This window comes from Streptomyces sp. CB02058, from assembly GCF_001905505.1.
GTDB lineage: Bacteria > Actinomycetota > Actinomycetes > Streptomycetales > Streptomycetaceae > Streptomyces.
The window spans coordinates 877,347-892,986 of the sequence record NZ_LIPG01000004.1 but is presented as its reverse complement, the minus strand read 5'-3'; the positions used below and the strand labels follow the sequence as shown (position 1 = coordinate 892,986).

Sequence of the window (15,640 nt, the reverse complement as noted above, 5' to 3'; positions counted from 1 at the left end):
GCGGGCAGGGGAGAGAGGTCAGCGGACCCTCCCGTACCAGACGTTGTTCGACCAGATCCGCTCCAGGCGGACCACCGCTCCGGTCTTCGGTGAGTGCCAGATCTTGCCGCTGCCGGCGTAGATGCCGACGTGGTACACACTGCGCCCCGCGTGGAAAAAGACCAGGTCGCCGCGTTTCCGCTGCGACCTGGAGATATGACGGGTCTTGTTGTACTGCTGCTGGGCCGTGCGGGGAAGTTTCTTCCCCGCCTTCTTGAACGAATAGAGAGTGAGGCCGGAGCAGTCGAACCGGTGGGGGCCGGTGGCCCCCCATCTGTACGGTGCACCCTTCTTCGAGGCGGCGATGTTGAGCGCCTTCGTCGAGTGAGCCGCGGCTTCGGCCTCGTCGACGAGGCCGGGGGTCAGCATGGTGGCGCCGACGGCGAATGTGAGAACCGAGGCCGTACCGACCCGGGCGAGAAGAGACGGGACATGAACCTGCGCAGACATGCGCAACCCTTCGTCAGCCGCCTGTGAAGGATGACCTGTCGGGTTCGGGCTGGCGAAGTTGCCCGGCCGCGCGAAGCGGTTTCACCCCGAGGACCGTCCGGATGTCCGGGCGGCCCGTTGTGCTCGGGTCCTCCACTCCTGCCGATCCACTCCTGTCGACCAGGCATCCGGACGGCGGCAGGACTCGGCGTCCGCCCGGACCGCCCCGCCGCGGTGGCGGGGGCTTGTCGTCCCAGGGATCTTTACGCACGCACTGTCGGTTTTCCTCGCTGAAGTTCCGATATGTGAGAGTCGTCACCACTGATCCGTTCGGGTGGACGCCGAGGGCGCTGTGACGGAGCGGCGTTGCCCGACCAGCCGCGTACCAGCGACGGAACGAAGGATTCCGCTCAGTGTCCGCACTCGGTGCGCAAGTTGGGCTGTCCCTCGGGCGGGGGAGCTCCTACGCCGAACGAGCGAGGAAAACTCATCGCCGGACCGGGCGTGTCGTCACAGGTCGCCGAATGGCGGGCGCGGCACCCGAGTCGGGCTCCGCGAGTGATCAACTCGACGCAGCCGGAGGCACGGCGACCCCGCCCGGCGCTCCCCGTCCAGCAGCCGTAACGCCCTGGCCAGTGTCTCCGCGTGGATCTGCGACTCGCCCCGCTCGTGCATCAGCACGAGCGCGTCACGGAGGGCCGTGGCCCGGGAGGCGAGCGCCTGGGCCGCCCGGAGCGCGCCGTAGGTGTCGCTGCCACGGGCGGGGTTGATGCGGCCGAGCTGGTCGAGCACCTCCAGATAGCAGTCGATGAACTCGGCCTCGGCGCGGGTCAGCGCGGGGAGCGGCGGGAACTGGGGGGTGAGCATCGGGCGTTCACCTCGCGGCATGCGGTGGCTGGGACGGCGTGCGGTTCTCCACGACGTGGTCCACCAGCCCGAACGCCAGGGCGGCCGGGGCGTCGAGGATGGTGTCCCGTTCGACGGCGGCGCTGATCTCCCGCGCGGAACGCCCGGTGTGACGGGCCAGCATGGCGGTGAGCAGCTCGCGCTCACGCGCCAACTCGCGTGCCGTGATCTCGAGATCGGACGGCTGGCCCTGCACCGGCTCGTCCAGAGCGGGTTGCTGGATGACTACCCGGGCGCCGGGCAGAGCATGTCGGTGTCCGGGCGCCCCGGCCGCGAGCAGCACGGCGGCACTTGAGCCCGCCTGCCCGAGGCAGAAGGTCTCCACCTCGCAGGTCAGGTAGAGCATGGTGTCGTAGATCGCCGTCATGGCATTGAAGGACCCGCCGGGCGAGTTGATGTAGAGCGACAGCGGCCGGTCCGGGTCCGCGTGCTCCAGATACATGAACTGGGCGATGAGATCGGTCGCGGCGGTGTCGTCGACGGGTGTGCCGAGGAAGACGATGCGCTCGGACATCAGCTTCGAGTACGGATCCATGCTCCGGGATCCGTATGCGGTGCGCTCGGTGAACTCGGGCAGGACGTGTCGGGCGGCGGGACGGAACATGACGGAGCCTCTCCTCGGAATCACCGCAGGCGGAACCGGCCTGTACGACCCAGTACGTAAAAAATGTACAGGACGTACAGAAGGTTATGATGGGGACTATGGCCTACGAGATTCCGGTGACGCAAGCCCGCGCAGAGCTCGCCGAGCTGATCAACCGCGTTGTCTACGGCGGCGAGAGAGTGGTCGTGACGCGGCACGGAAAGCCGCTCGTGGCGCTGGTCTCCGCCGCTGACCTGCAACGACTCGAGAGCGAGGAGCAGGCGGTCGAGGAGCAGGTGATCAGTTCCGTGTCGTCGATCCGCTCGGCGCCATCTGCTCAGGGCGAACGGCGCCGCTTCGGTATCGCCGCGGAACACCGCGGCCACGACCAGGACGACTGACCGCCGGACGCCGGCCCGGCGAACGGAAAGGCCGTGCGCTCCGCCCTGGGGCGGGAGCGCACGGCCTTTTTCCGGTGCGGAGCGGCTCAGCCGGCGAGCGCCCCCTCGGGCGTGCGGCCGACGGGTGCGGCAGCGGGCTCCGGGCGCCTGCGGCCTCCGATCAGTACGGCTGCCAGGCCCAGCAGTACCCAGAGCGCCAGCGTCAGGGCGGGGCCGCCGGACGCGCTCCCGTCGAAGAAGGCGACCGAGCGCAGCAGGGAACCGCCCGCGCCCGGCGGCAGCCACTGGCCGATCATGCCGAGCGGCTCGGGGAGCAGTTCGGGGGCGCTGGTGACGCCGGAGGACGGATTGCCCAGCAGTACGACCAGCAGTGCCCCGAGGCCGATGCCCCGCGTGCCGATCAGGGCGCCGAGCCCCGCAACCGTCGCACCCGCCGCCAGCGCGGTCAGCCCGATGGCGCCCGCTTCTGCCCACCAGTCGCCCGTGAGCACGCCGAGCCAGCTGTGGGCCATGGAGGCGGCGGCGATCCCGACCAGGGCCGCCGCACCCGTCAGTGCCACGACCGCCCACCCGCCGCGCAGCTTCATCAGGGTGACCAGGGCTCCGGCCGCCACACCGGCGAGGGTGAGCGGGAGGACGCTCGCGCCGAGCGCGCTGCCGCGCGGGTCGGTGGAGGGTGCGGCAACGACATCGGTCACCGGGACGGTGATGCCGTCCGGCGCCGCCGCCGTGACCGCCTCGGTCAGCAGCTGGGCCACGACCGGACTTGCCGCGGACGCGGTGAGCAGCTGGGGGCCCTTCGCCGTGACCACGACCGCGCCGTATACGGCCCGGTCCTCGATCGCGGCGCGGGCCGCGGCCTCGTCGTCGTAACGGTGGATCTCGAAGGCGCCCTCGCGTCCCTCGAACCGCTCGGCCAGCTGGTCGGCCGCCGGTGCCGCACCGGCGATGCCCACGGGCAGATCCCTGGGGGTCATCCGTGCCGCGGGCCAGGAGAAGGCCCAGAGTGCGAGCGTCACGATCAGGGGGACGAGCAGGATGACCGCCAGCGCGCGGCGGCTGGGGGCAGCAGGCATGGGGCGTGCCTCGATTCAAAGAGAAGGATCGTTCGTTTTACGTACGGCCCACTGTCGTGCCGAGCAGGGAGCTTGTCAAGAATGAATGTTCGTTTTAGGTTGGCTCGCATGGCACGTGTATCTCAGGAGCACCTCGACGCCCGCCGCCGGCAGATCCTCCAGGGGGCCGCCCGCTGCTTCGCCGGCAATGGCTTCCACGGCACGTCGATGCAGGACGTGCTCAAGGAGATCGGGCTGTCCGCAGGGGCCGTCTACCGCTATTTCGCGGGCAAGGAGGAGCTGATCACGGCCATCGCGGACGAGGCCTTCGCGAGCATCCGCCAGGCGTTCGAGGAGGCGGCGGACCTCACCCCGCCGCCCACCCCGGACGTGCTCCTCGGTCGGGTGATGCGCGGCATCCTGTCGGGGCAGATGTACGGACTGGAGCGCCGCGCGTGTGCCGCGCTCATCGTCCAGGTGTGGGCCGAGACCCTGCGTGACGAGCGGCTGGCGCAGGTGCTCGAGGACGGTTACGCCGGCATGCGCGTCGCCTGGGCGAAGCTGGTGGAGGCGTACCGGGCGGCGGGCATCCTGCACTCCGACGTGCCCGCCGATGATGTCGCCCGCACGATGATCGCCACGGCGCAGGGCTTCATGGCTCAGGAGGCGCTGTTCGGCGGGGTGGAGCCCGAGATCCTGGAGAACGGGCTGCGCGGGCTGATGTCCATGGATCCGCAAAAGATCAGTTAACGCGCCGGAAAAACTTTCGCCCTAACGTGCAATACCTGGCCGCGAGATCCTCTTCGCCGTTCAACAGAGTGTTGAACGCGGGATAGGGTCCCGCTGCGCCCGGGGCAGGTACCGGGCGGAAGACGAAGAGGGTGGAAGCGTGCAACTGACTCCGCACGAACAGGAACGCCTGCTCATCCATGTGGCGGCCGATGTCGCAGAGAAGCGCAGGGCGCGCGGACTGCGGCTGAATCACCCCGAGGCGATCGCGCTGATCACCTCCCACCTTCTGGAAGGCGCGCGCGACGGCCGGACCGTGGCCGAACTCATGGCCTCCGGGCGGAAGGTGCTCACCCGCGACGACGTCATGGACGGCATCCCCGAGATGATCCACGACGTCCAGGTCGAGGCCACGTTCCCGGACGGCACCAAGCTCGTCACCGTCCACGACCCGATCGTCTGACGGGGGAGCAGCAGATGATTCCCGGAGAGATCCTCTACGCGAAGGCCCCGGTGCCGCTCAACGAAGGGCGCCCCGTCACCCGCCTCACCGTCCTCAACGCGGCGGACCGGCCCGTCCAGGTCGGTTCCCACTACCACTTCGCCGAGGCGAACACGGGCCTGGACTTCGACCGCGCCGCCGCCCATGGACTGCGGCTGAACATCGCCGCCGGAACCGCCGTGCGCTTCGAGCCCGGCATCCCCGTCGACGTCGAACTCGTCCCGCTCGCAGGCCTGCGCATCGTCCCCGGACTGCGCGGCGACACCGGAGGTTCCCTCGATGCCTGAGCTCAGCCGCCCCGTGTACGCCGATCTGTTCGGACCCACGACGGGCGACCGCATCCGCCTCGCCGACACCGATCTCGTCGTGGAGATCGAGGAGGACAGGTCGGGCGGTCCCGGACGGTCCGGTGACGAGGCCGTGTTCGGCGGCGGCAAGGTGATCCGCGAGTCGATGGGCCAGGCGCGCACCACCCGTGCCGAAGGCGCGCCCGACACGGTGATCACCGGCGCCGTGATCATCGACCACTGGGGCATCGTCAAGGCCGACATCGGCATCCGCGACGGCCGCATCACCGGTATCGGCAAGGCCGGGAACCCGGACACGATGGACGGCGTCCACCCGGATCTGGTCATCGGCCCCGAGACCGAGATCATCGCCGGGAACGGCAAGTTCGTCACGGCGGGGGCCATCGACGCACACGTCCACTTCATCTCGCCCACCCTCGTCGACCAGGCGCTCTCCTCCGGGATCACCACGCTCGTCGGCGGCGGCACCGGGCCGGCCGAAGGCACCAAGGCGACGACTATCACCCCCGGCCCCTGGCACCTCGCCCGGATGTTCGAGGCGCTCGAGGGATACCCGGTCAACATCGGTCTGCTCGGCAAGGGCAACACCATGTCCCGCGAGGCGATGCACTCCCAGCTCCGCGCAGGCGCCCTGGGATTCAAGATCCACGAGGACTGGGGCGCCACCCCCGCCGTCATCGACGCCTGCCTGAGCGTCTGCGAGGAGACCGGCGCCCAGCTCGCCATCCACACCGACACGCTCAACGAGGCCGGCTTCGTCGCCGACACGCTGGCCGCCATCGCGGGACGCACCATCCACGCGTACCACACCGAGGGCGCGGGCGGCGGGCACGCGCCCGACATCATCAGCGTGGTCTCGGAGCCGTACGTCCTGCCCAGCTCCACCAACCCGACGCGGCCGCACACCGTCAACACCATCGAGGAACACCTCGACATGCTGATGGTCTGCCACCACCTCAATCCCACGGTGCCGGAGGACCTCGCCTTCGCCGAGTCACGGATCAGGCCCTCGACCATCGCCGCGGAGGACATCCTCCACGACCTCGGAGCCATCTCCATCATCTCCTCGGACTCCCAGGCGATGGGCCGCATCGGCGAGGTGATCCTGCGGACCTGGCAGACCGCCCATGTGATGAAGCGGCGGCGCGGTGCCCTGCCGGGCGACGGCCGGGCCGACAACCACCGGGCACGTCGCTATGTCGCCAAATACACGATCAACCCGGCTGTCGCCCAGGGCCTGGACCGGGAGATCGGGTCCGTCGAGCCGGGCAAGCTCGCCGACCTGGTGATCTGGGACCCGGCCTTCTTCGGCGTCAAGCCGCAGACCGTGATCAAGGGCGGCCAGATCGCGTACGCGCAGATGGGCGACGCCAACGCCTCGATCCCCACCCCGCAACCGGTCATGCCGCGCCCGATGTTCGGGGCCGTGGGCCGGGCGCCCGCGTCCAACTCCTTCAACTTCGTGTCCGTGGCCGCCGTCCAGGACGGGCTGCCGGAGCGTCTGGGACTCGGCAAGCGGTTCGTGCCGATCACCAGCACCCGGGGCGTCACCAAGGCGGACATGCGGGAGAACGACGCCCTGCCCCGGGTCGAGGTCGACCCCGACAGCTTCGCCGTCACCATCGACGGTGATCCGGTCGAACCCGCACCGGCCGCGGAACTTCCCATGGCCCAGCGGTACTTCCTCTTCTGAGGGCAGGACAGCACTTCATGACGACGCGCGCAGCCCTGCTCGTCCTCGCCGACGGCCGGTTCCCCGCCGGTGGCCACGCCCACTCCGGTGGCGCCGAGCCGGCCGTCAAGGCAGGACACATCCGCAACGCCCAGGACCTGGAGGAGTTCTGCCTGGGCCGGCTCCACACCACCGGTCTCACCTCCGCCGCACTCGCCGCCGCGGCGGCGCAGGGCCTCGACCCGCTCGCCCTCGACGAGGCCGCCGACGCCCGGACGCCCTCACCGGCGCTCAGGAACGTCGCGCGCAGGCTCGGCCGCCAGATGATGAGGGCGGCACGGGCCACCTGGCCCAGCCCCGAACTGACCGCGCTCGCCGAAGCCCGGCCGCGCGGGGCCCACCAGCCCGTCGTCCTCGGCCTCGCGGCCCGGGCAGCGGGTCTGGGGCCGGCCGACGCCGCGCACTGCGTCGTCTACGAGACGGTCAGCGGCCCGGCCACCGCCGTGGTCCGGCTGCTGTCGCTCGACCCCTTCGAGGCCACCGCCGTCCTCGCCAGGCTCGCACCCGCACTCGACCTGGTCGCAGAACAGGCCGCACAGGCCGCGCGTGAAGGCATCGACGCGCTTCCCGCCGCGTCGGCGCCACTGCTCGACATCTCGGCCGAGGCCCACGCGGCCTGGCCGGTCCGCCTGTTCGCGTCCTGACACCGACCCCCGCCGCACCACCTTCACCAGGAGCCGCATCCCATGCACCTCGACCACGCCCACAACGCGCCCGCAGCCGTGAGCGCCGACGCCGCACGCCCCGACGGCACCCGCCGTGCCCTGCGCATCGGCCTCGGCGGGCCGGTGGGCTCCGGGAAGACCGCGACCGTCGCCGCCCTCTGCCGCGCGCTGCGCGACCGGATCTCCATCGCCGTCGTCACCAACGACATCTACACCCGCGAGGACGCCGCCTTCCTGCTCCGCAACGCCGTGCTGCCGCCCGAGCGCATCCAGGCCGTCGAGACCGGGGCCTGCCCGCACACCGCCATCCGCGACGACATCTCCGCCAACCTCGAAGCCGTCGAGGACCTGGAGGACTCCGTGGGGCCGCTCGACCTGATCCTCGTCGAATCGGGCGGCGACAACCTCACCGCCACCTTCTCCAAGGGGCTCGTCGACGCCCAGGTCTTCGTCATCGACGTGGCGGGCGGCGACGACATCCCGCGCAAGGGCGGCCCCGGTGTCACCACCGCCGACCTGCTCGTCATCAACAAGACGGACCTCGCCCCCTACGTCGGCTCCGACCTGGAGCGGATGGCCCGCGACGCCGCCGAGCAGCGCGGCGAACTCCCCGTGGTCTTCACCTCCCTGCGGGGCCCCGAGGGCGTGGCACCCGTCGCCGACTGGGTACGGGCACAGCTCGCGGCCTGGGCCGCATGAGCGTCGTAGCCACGGCCCGGCTCACCGCCGTCGCCGACGGACGGGGTGCCACGGTGCTGCCGGTGCTGGAGAGCGAGGGGCCGCTCGCCCTGCGCCGAACGAGGTCCCCGGACACGGCGTACACGCGTGTCACCGTGGTCGGCGCCATGAGCGCGCCCCTGGGCGGTGACCGGCTCGCCGTCGAGGTGCGCGCGGAGGAGAACGCGCGGCTGAGCGTGGACTCCGCCGCGGCGACCGTGGCGCTGCCTGGTGCCGACCCGGACGCGGGCCCGGCCACGTACGACGTGCGGCTCGTTGTGGGGGAGGAGGCGGAACTCCGCTGGCTCCCCGAACAGCTCGTCTCCGCCCACGGCAGCGACCTGAGGATGACCACCCGGGCCGAACTCGCCGCCACCGCACGCCTGGTGCTCCGCGAGGAACAGATCCTGGGCCGGCACGGCGAACCCACGGGCCGGCTCACCACCCGTCTGACCGTCCGGAGGGCCGGCCGTCCGCTGCTCGACCAGCAGCTGGCGTACGGCCCCGGGGCGCCCGGCGGCTGGGACGGACCCGCCGTCCTGGGGGGTCACCGGGCCGTCGGGCAACTCCTCGTGGTCGACCCGTCGTTCGACGGCGGGCTTCCCGCACCACGGGCGCTGGGCCCCACCGCCGCACTGACCCCGCTGTCGGGACCCGCCGTCCTGGTGACGGCGCTCGCCGCGGACGCACGGCTGCTGCGCGCGGTACTGGACGAGGCTCTGGAGGAGCTGCTGAAGGCGACAAGCCCCCTCCGGCCGAGCTGAGTTCGCTCAGCGGGACAGCGACACCGGTTATTGGTTCGGTAAAGAAACACGTGTACGCCCTGTTCTCAGCAGGCTCACAGACGAAAGGATCCCCGGGACGCGGAAACAGCCGCGCCGCCACGCGCGGCGCAACACACAGGGGGAGGTTCCACTTGAGACGCACAGCGGTGCTCGGTTCGGCCGGCACACTGATCGCGGGCACGCTCATAGCCGGAGCGATAGCCGCACCGGCGGCCGGTGCCGACAGTCGCCACCACGGCGACCAGGAGGCGCGCGGCGTGCAGACAGCTGCCGCCCGGGCCGCGCGAGCCGGGATCGACTGGACCGACTGCCCGGCCGACTGGGCCATCGCCGCACCCATCCAGTGCGGCTGGGTGACCGTTCCGCTCGACTACAGCAAGCCGAACGGCAAGCAGATCAAGCTCGCGGTCGACCGGCATGTCAGCACGGGCACGAAGGACGAGCGCCAGGGCGCCCTCCTCTACAACCCCGGAGGCCCCGGCGGCTCCGGGATGGCCTTCCCGAAGCGCATCATCAACAAGAACCCGCTCTGGACGAAGGTCGCGAAGGCATACGACTTCGTCGGCTTCGACCCTCGCGGGGTCGGCCACTCGGCGCCGATCTCCTGCATCGACCCGCAGGAGTTCGTGAAGGCCCCGAAGGCGGACCCGGTGCCCGACAGCGAGGCCGACAAGCGCGCACAGCGCAAGCTCGCCGCCGAGTACGCCGACGGCTGCGCCGAGCGCAGCGGCGACATGCTGCCGCACATGACCACGCCCAACACCGCGCGCGACCTGGATGTCATCCGTGCCGCGCTCGGTGAGAAGAAGCTGAACTTCCTGGGTGTCTCCTACGGCACGTACCTCGGCGCGGTCTACGGCACGCTCTTCCCGTCGCACGTACGCCGGATGATCGTCGACAGCGTGGTCAACCCCTCGAAGGACAACATCTGGTACGAGGCCAACCTCGGCCAGGATGTCGCCTTCCAGACCCGCTGGGACGACTGGAAGGCCTGGGTGGCGAAGAACGACGCCGCCTACCACATCGGCGACACCCCCGAGAAGGTCGAGCAGGCGTGGCTGACGCTGCGTGCCGAGGCCAAGAAGAGCCCGCTCGGTGGCGTCGTCGGCCCCGCCGAGCTCATCGGATTCTTCCAGAGCGCGCCGTACTACGACTCCGCCTGGGCGCCCACCGCGCAGATCTGGAGCGACTATCTGGGCGGTGACACCCAGGCGCTGATCGACGCCGCGGCACCCGACCTGTCGGACACCGCGGGCAACATCAGCTCGGAGAACAGCAATGCCGTCTACACGGCGGTCGAGTGCGCGGACGCCAAGTGGCCCACCAGCTGGCAGAAGTGGGACCGCGACAACACCAGGCTGCACAAGGACCACCCGTTCATGACCTGGGCCAACGCCTGGATGAACCTTCCCTGTGCGACCTGGCCGTCCAAGCAGCAGACGCCGCTGGACGTGCGCACCGGCAAGGGGCTGCCCCCGGTGCTGATCGTGCAGTCCACGCGTGACGCCGCCACCCCGTACGAGGGCGCCGTCGAGCTGCACAAGCGGTTCAAGGGCTCCCGCCTCATCACGGAGGAGGGCGCCGGATCGCACGGTGTCACCGGCCTGGTCAACCCCTGCATCAACGAGCGGGTGGACACCTACCTGCTCACCGGGAAGACCGACCGGCGCGATGTGACGTGCACCCCGCACGCCACACCGAAGCCGTGAGCACCGTCTGAGACGGGGGCGGGCGGCCGGGGTTCTCGCGGCCGCCCGCCCTCACGCCTCTCTGCCGTGCCGCGCCAGCCAGGCGTCCTCCGCCGCGTAGTCGAAGAGGCCCTCGCCGTAGTTCGCCACCATCTTCGGGAAGGCCTGCTTCCAGTCCCGTCCCGCCAGTTGTGCGGTGAGCCATTCGACGGTCTGCGGCAGCGACTCCATGTAGTCCGTCACCGCGCGATAGCCGAGCTCCCGTTCCGCGAGCGACATGTCGTAGACCACGGGACGCGCACCGGACCACGGGGTGTCCCCGATCCCTGCCTCGGGCGGGGCTCCCGGTATCAGCACCGTCTCCGTGGTGAGGCCGAGCACGTCGTCGACGGCGGCGCCGATCTCGGCGACCGTCGGTATCCGCGGGTCTCCCGCGTTGAGCACCCGGGACCCGGGCTTCCCGGCCGCGAGCCGTATCAGCTCCGCGACGTTGGACACATGGACCGGGTGGAAGCGGCTCCTCCCACCGTGGGCGAGGACCCGTCTCCTGCGGCCGTCCAGCAGGCGCTTGACGAAGTACAGCTCGCGCGGTGTGCGGCAGTGCTCGCCGTGCACCGCACCCGCCCTCAGCAGCGTCACCGGCAACACGGCTCCGGCTGCGAGCAGTTCCTCCTCCAGGGCGACCTTCCGCGTCCCGTACGTCGCGTCCCCGGGAGCCACCGTGGGCTGCGACTCCGGGATCGGCACCGGATAGTCCGGGAAGCCGTCGGGCTCGCCCTGGGTGTCGAAACTCCGGCCGCGGTCGTCCTGGTAGACCGCGCCGCTGGAGAGGACGACCGCGGAACCGGCCCGGTCGCCGAGCCCCGCCAGCTGCACGGCGTGATCCCGGCCGAAGGCGACCATGTCGACCAGTACGTCGCAGCCGTCGCCGAGCGCTGCCGCCAGCGCCCCCTTCTCCTCCCTGTCCACCGCGACGGCGCGGACGCCGTCGTCCCAGGTGGCGTCCCGCTTGCCTCCGCGTGAGGCGGCGGTCACCTCCCAGCCGTCCTCGGTCAGGGCCCGCACAGCTGCCCGGCCGATCTGTCCCGTGGCGCCCAGCACGAACGCTCGTTCTCCGCTCATGCACCCGACGCTACGGCCGCCTCAGCTCCGGCACCAGGGAAATCTGCCGGCAGCAGATTTCACGCTCAGCGTGGCCGGCGCGGGGACTTCTTGGACTGCTCGGCCTGTGCGGCCTTGGCCTTGACGGCGTACTCATCGACGTACTCCTGCCCGGAGAGGCCGAGGATGGCGTACATGATCTCGTCCGTGACCGCCCGGATCGCCGCCTTCTGGTCCTCCAGGCCGGCGTAGCGGGAGAAGTCCAGCGGCTCCCCGAAGCGGATCGTGACCCGCTTGATGCTGGGCACCTTCTGGCCGGGCGGCTGGATCTCGAACGTGCCGACCATCGCGCAGGGGATGACCGGGACGCCCGCCTTGATGGCCATCACGGCCACCCCGACCTTGCCCTTGTACAGCCGGCCGTCGTGCGAGCGCGTGCCCTCCGGGTAGATGCCCAGCAGTTCCCCCTTGCTCAGCACCCCGAGGCCCTCGCGGATGGCGGCCTGTCCGGCCTCCTTGCCCGACCGGTCCACCGGGATCTGCCCGATGCTGTGGAAGAAGGCGGCGGTCAGCCTGCCCTTGATGCCGGGGCCGGTGAAGTACTCGGCCTTCGCGAGGAACGTGATGCGGCGCCTGAGGATCGCGGGCATCAGGAAGTGGTCCGAGAACGAGAGGTGATTGCCCGCGACGATGGCGGCACCGTCGTCGGGAATGTGCTCCAGCCCCTCGATACGGGGGCGGAACACCAGCCGGAGCAGGGGGCCCAGCACGACGTACTTCAGGACGTAATAGAACACAGCTTCTCTCCTAGCCTTCCGGACCGGGCCGGCTGCCGCGTTCTGCCGGGTCGCACATGACAGTGTTGCTCTACACCGACTCGCCTGACGAGTCATCAGTCGGCAGACCGTTCGAAGTCCGTACCTCTCCCGGGTGATCGATCGTAGCTCTGATCCCGGTTCATGAGTGGGTGCGCGGCTGCGGAAGGGGCCTCCGGCGCGTGCCGGAGGCCCCTTCCGTCGTCGGAGGAACCGTCAGTCCTGGTGAATGCCCGCCCCGGGGCCGAGCGGCAGGTCGAAGCCGTAGAAGACCGCCAGGGCGATCAGCCAGGCCACCAGGAAGGGGACGACGAAGACGAACAGGCGGGAGAGGATCGTGCCCAGCTTCGCGTCGGGTTCGTAGCGGCGCAGGATGATCAGCATCAGGAAGACGTACGGGTTCAGCGGTGTGATCATCTGGGTGGCCGAGTCGCCGATGCGGAACGCCGCCTGGGTGACCGCCGGTGACAGGCCGATGAGCATGAACGCCGGTACGAAGACCGGGGCGACCAGGGACCACAGCGCCGAGCCCGAGGTCACGAACAGGTTCAGCAGACAGACCAGCAGGACGAAGAGGACCAGCCCCGTGAAGCCGGTGAGTCCGGCGGACTCCAGGAGCGCGGCGCCCTTCACGGCCAGCAGGGTGCCGACGTTCGACCAGTCGAAGACGCCGATGACCTGGGCGATCACCAGAATCAGCACGATGTACGCGGACATCCCGGTGATCGAGTCGGCCATCAGCTCCGGGACGTCGCCCGCCTTGCGCACCTTGCCGGTGACCTTGCCGTAGACGATGCCGGCGAGCAGGAACGCGACGAACAGCAGCGGCACGATGCCGGTCAGCACCGGTGAGGGCACCAGCGCGCCGCCCTCACCGCGCAGCGCCGAGCCGGGCAGCAGCCAGCAGACGATGACCACGGCCGCGTAGACCAGGACCGTCAGCCCGGCGAAGCGGAGCCCCCGGCGCTCGGCGGCGGTGACCTCCAGGGTGGGCCGGTAGCCGCCGTCGTCGGCCGTCGGCCCGTCGTCACCCGGAGCCGTGGCCTCCACCGCGGCGGGCAGCCGCGGTTCGAGGACGCGGTCGATGAGGAAGCCGCCGATGAGGGCCAGGAAGACGCTCGCCGTCGCGGTGAAGTAGTAGTTGACGAGGATGTGGGTGGGCGCGTCCTCCCCGCCGGGCAGGACGGCGGCGGCCTGCTGGGTGATGCCCGTGTACAGGGCGTCCAGGGCGCCGATGGAGAAGCCTGCCGCGTAACCGGCGCAGACACAGGCGAACCCGCCGATCAGGCCGGCGATCGGGTTGCGCCCGGCGCCCTTGAAGACGAGCGCGGCCAGCGGCGGGATGATCAGGATCGCCACGTCGCTCATCAGGTGGCCCTGTGCGGCGACGAACGCCACCAGATGGGGAAGCACCGCCTTGGGCGCGCGGCCGATGGAGACGCGGACCGCCGTCTCCAGCATTCCCGTACGTTCCGCGACTCCGACGGCGGCCATCATGAGCAGCACGGTGCCCAGCGACGGGAAGCCGGTGAAGTTGGGGATGAAGTTCTCCAGCAGCCAGGTGATCCCCTCGCCGGTGAAGAGGCCCCTGACTTCGAGCACCTCGTCGTCGCCCGGCACCGTCACCGTGGCTCCCCCGGCGGCCAGCGCGGTGGAGACGACGCCGAGGACGACGAAGATGCAGAGGAACAGCACGACGGGGTGCGGGAGCTTGTTGCCCGCGCGCTCGATGCCGCCGAGCACCTTGTCGAGCAGAGCGTTGCCGCCCGTCGTCGCGGGGGTCTCGGTCCGTGACGTCACCGGCCCTCCTCCACCGTGTCGGGGCTCTCGGCCGCTGATTCCGTGAGCAGGTCCTTCCGGACGGCCCCGCGCTGCGCGACGAGAACGACGCGTGAGGGGTCGGTGAGTACGGAGATGTCGCTCAGCGGATCACCGTCGCACACCACCAGGTCGGCCTCCTTGCCGGCCTCCAGCGTCCCGATCCGGTCGTCGAGGCCGAGGAGCTGGGCGGAGGTGAGCGTGCCCGCGGTGATCGCCTGGAGCGGCGTCATGCCGAGCGACGTCAGGTGGAGCAGCTCGCGCAGATTGCGGCCGTGCGGAACCATCGCCGCGTCGGTCCCCATCGCGATCTTCAGCCCGTCGGCGATGGCGGCGGCGATGTTGGTCCGCGTGATGTCCGACCAGCGGAGCTTCTTCTCGTAGTGGAAGGGCTCCATGGTCGCTTTGTCGATACCGTCGAACACCGTGGAGAGTGTCGGCACGAGGAACACGCCGCGTTCCCCGGCGAGCTCCCTGGCCTGCGCGGTCATGCCGTAACCGTGCTCGACGCTGGTGACACCGCCCCGGATCGCGTTGAGGATGCCGGCCGTGCCCTGGGCGTGCGCGGCGACGGGACGGCCGCCGTGCCGGTCGGTCTCCTCCACGACGGCGCGGATCTCCTCGACGGTGAGGCCCTCGTCGTCGGGCTGGTCGTACGGGCTCGACATGCCGCCGGTGGCGCAGATCTTGATCACATCGGCGCCGGAGCGCAGCAGCCTGCGCACCGCGAGGCGGACCTCGTCGGGCGTGTCCGCGACCTCACCCATTCCGTCGCTGGTGTCGAAGCCGCAGTCGGTGTGGAAGTCGGCGTGGCCGCCGGTGTGGCTGAGGATCCGCACGGCCGTGTGCAGACGCGGGCCCGCGGTCAGGCCCTGGGCGACGGCGTCCCGGAACCCCGAGGACAGCCCGCCCAGGTCGCGGGCGGTGGTGACACCGGCGTCCAGGGTCAGCCGCAGCCGGCCGGCCGCGCGGAAGACCTCCAGGGCGGGGTCCTCGGCGAAACGGCGCACCATGTGGCGCGCCGACTCGACGCCGAGGTGCACATGGGCGTCGACGAAACCGGGGAGCACGGTGCGGCCCCCGACATCGAGGGTGCGTACGCCGTCCCGCGCCGGGGGAGCGGTGGCGGCGGGCCCGGCGTGGACGATCACACCGCGGTCGTCCACGTCGACCACGGCGTCGGCCACCGGCTCGGAACCGGTGCCGTCGATCAGCCGGGCGCCGGTCAGGCGCAGCGCGGCCGAGGCGGGCAGGACGGGGGCGGTGGGCGCGGGGGAGAGGAAGGGCGGAGTGCTCATGGCGAGCTACCTTCCAGAACCGGAATTACACGCCCGTAAAATCGCCGGATCAGGACAAGATCCCACCCC

At 70.7% G+C, this 15,640-nt stretch carries 17 protein-coding genes and 1 riboswitch; of the genes, 9 read left to right on the top strand and 8 right to left on the bottom strand.

What is annotated here, in order from left to right; all coding sequences use genetic code 11:
* Window positions 1-18 precede the first annotated feature (18 nt).
* From AMK10_RS24475 to AMK10_RS24465, 3 genes are all read right to left on the bottom strand, one after another.
* Window positions 19-489 (bottom strand): C40 family peptidase, encoded by a 471-nt coding sequence (locus AMK10_RS24475; protein ID WP_073750033.1) that lies wholly within the window; start codon window positions 487-489, stop codon window positions 19-21.
* Between the two features lie 3 nt (window positions 490-492).
* Window positions 493-665: riboswitch (cyclic di-AMP (ydaO/yuaA leader) on the bottom strand.
* A 313-nt stretch (window positions 666-978) separates the two neighbouring features.
* Window positions 979-1,335 carry a hypothetical protein gene (locus AMK10_RS24470; RefSeq protein WP_241839656.1) on the bottom strand — a complete coding sequence of 119 codons (357 nt, stop codon included), beginning with the start codon at window positions 1,333-1,335 and terminating at the stop codon, window positions 979-981.
* 7 nt (window positions 1,336-1,342) lie between these two features.
* Window positions 1,343-1,978, bottom strand: coding sequence for an ATP-dependent Clp protease proteolytic subunit (locus AMK10_RS24465; RefSeq protein ID WP_073750032.1), 636 nt, complete (start codon window positions 1,976-1,978; stop codon window positions 1,343-1,345).
* A gap of 98 nt (window positions 1,979-2,076) precedes the next feature.
* On the opposite strand from AMK10_RS24465, the gene AMK10_RS24460 reads away from it, so the two are divergent.
* The gene (locus AMK10_RS24460) at window positions 2,077-2,358 is read left to right on the top strand and encodes a type II toxin-antitoxin system Phd/YefM family antitoxin (protein ID WP_073750192.1); all 282 of its coding nucleotides are present in this window, start codon (window positions 2,077-2,079) and stop codon (window positions 2,356-2,358) included.
* An 86-nt stretch (window positions 2,359-2,444) separates the two neighbouring features.
* Here the strand turns inward: AMK10_RS24460 and AMK10_RS24455 are convergent, their stop codons facing one another.
* On the bottom strand, window positions 2,445-3,434 hold the full coding sequence (locus tag AMK10_RS24455) for a hypothetical protein (protein WP_073750031.1): 990 nt from the start codon (window positions 3,432-3,434) through the stop codon (window positions 2,445-2,447).
* Window positions 3,435-3,542: 108 nt separating this feature from the next.
* On the opposite strand from AMK10_RS24455, the gene AMK10_RS24450 reads away from it, so the two are divergent.
* From AMK10_RS24450 to AMK10_RS24415, 8 genes are all read left to right on the top strand, one after another.
* Window positions 3,543-4,163 carry a TetR/AcrR family transcriptional regulator gene (locus AMK10_RS24450; RefSeq protein WP_073750030.1) on the top strand — a complete coding sequence of 207 codons (621 nt, stop codon included), beginning with the start codon at window positions 3,543-3,545 and terminating at the stop codon, window positions 4,161-4,163.
* Between the two features lie 139 nt (window positions 4,164-4,302).
* The gene (locus tag AMK10_RS24445; protein ID WP_073750029.1) at window positions 4,303-4,605 is read left to right on the top strand and encodes an urease subunit gamma; all 303 of its coding nucleotides are present in this window, start codon (window positions 4,303-4,305) and stop codon (window positions 4,603-4,605) included.
* Window positions 4,606-4,619: 14 nt separating this feature from the next.
* On the top strand, window positions 4,620-4,931 hold the full coding sequence (locus AMK10_RS24440) for an urease subunit beta (RefSeq protein ID WP_073750028.1): 312 nt from the start codon (window positions 4,620-4,622) through the stop codon (window positions 4,929-4,931).
* Window positions 4,924-6,645: an urease subunit alpha gene (locus tag AMK10_RS24435; protein ID WP_073750027.1), complete on the top strand. Its 1,722-nt coding sequence runs from the start codon at window positions 4,924-4,926 to the stop codon at window positions 6,643-6,645. Before AMK10_RS24440 ends, AMK10_RS24435 begins: the two co-directional genes overlap by 8 nt.
* A 17-nt stretch (window positions 6,646-6,662) precedes the next feature.
* Window positions 6,663-7,328, top strand: coding sequence for an urease accessory protein UreF (locus AMK10_RS24430; RefSeq protein ID WP_073750026.1), 666 nt, complete (start codon window positions 6,663-6,665; stop codon window positions 7,326-7,328).
* A gap of 42 nt (window positions 7,329-7,370) precedes the next feature.
* The gene (gene ureG / locus AMK10_RS24425; RefSeq protein ID WP_073750025.1) at window positions 7,371-8,048 is read left to right on the top strand and encodes an urease accessory protein UreG; all 678 of its coding nucleotides are present in this window, start codon (window positions 7,371-7,373) and stop codon (window positions 8,046-8,048) included.
* Window positions 8,045-8,830: an urease accessory protein UreD gene (locus AMK10_RS24420; protein WP_073750024.1), complete on the top strand. Its 786-nt coding sequence runs from the start codon at window positions 8,045-8,047 to the stop codon at window positions 8,828-8,830. Before ureG ends, AMK10_RS24420 begins: the two co-directional genes overlap by 4 nt.
* Before the next feature lie 152 nt (window positions 8,831-8,982).
* Window positions 8,983-10,560: an alpha/beta hydrolase gene (locus AMK10_RS24415; RefSeq protein ID WP_073750023.1), complete on the top strand. Its 1,578-nt coding sequence runs from the start codon at window positions 8,983-8,985 to the stop codon at window positions 10,558-10,560.
* A gap of 51 nt (window positions 10,561-10,611) precedes the next feature.
* Here AMK10_RS24415 and AMK10_RS24410 read toward each other — a convergent pair whose 3' ends face one another.
* The 4 genes from AMK10_RS24410 to AMK10_RS24395 form a co-directional block, all read right to left on the bottom strand.
* Window positions 10,612-11,640, bottom strand: a complete 1,029-nt coding sequence (locus AMK10_RS24410) for an NAD-dependent epimerase/dehydratase family protein (protein WP_073750022.1) — start codon at window positions 11,638-11,640, stop codon at window positions 10,612-10,614.
* Between the two features lie 86 nt (window positions 11,641-11,726).
* A complete protein-coding gene (locus tag AMK10_RS24405; RefSeq protein WP_073750021.1) occupies window positions 11,727-12,437 on the bottom strand; it encodes a lysophospholipid acyltransferase family protein in 711 nt (236 codons plus the stop codon).
* Between the two features lie 234 nt (window positions 12,438-12,671).
* The gene (locus AMK10_RS24400) at window positions 12,672-14,255 is read right to left on the bottom strand and encodes an AbgT family transporter (RefSeq protein ID WP_073750020.1); all 1,584 of its coding nucleotides are present in this window, start codon (window positions 14,253-14,255) and stop codon (window positions 12,672-12,674) included.
* Entirely contained in the window at window positions 14,252-15,571 is a 1,320-nt protein-coding gene (locus tag AMK10_RS24395) for a metal-dependent hydrolase family protein (RefSeq protein WP_079180853.1), read from the bottom strand. The genes AMK10_RS24400 and AMK10_RS24395 overlap by 4 nt, the downstream gene beginning before the upstream one ends.
* Between the last annotated feature and the right edge of the window lie 69 nt (window positions 15,572-15,640).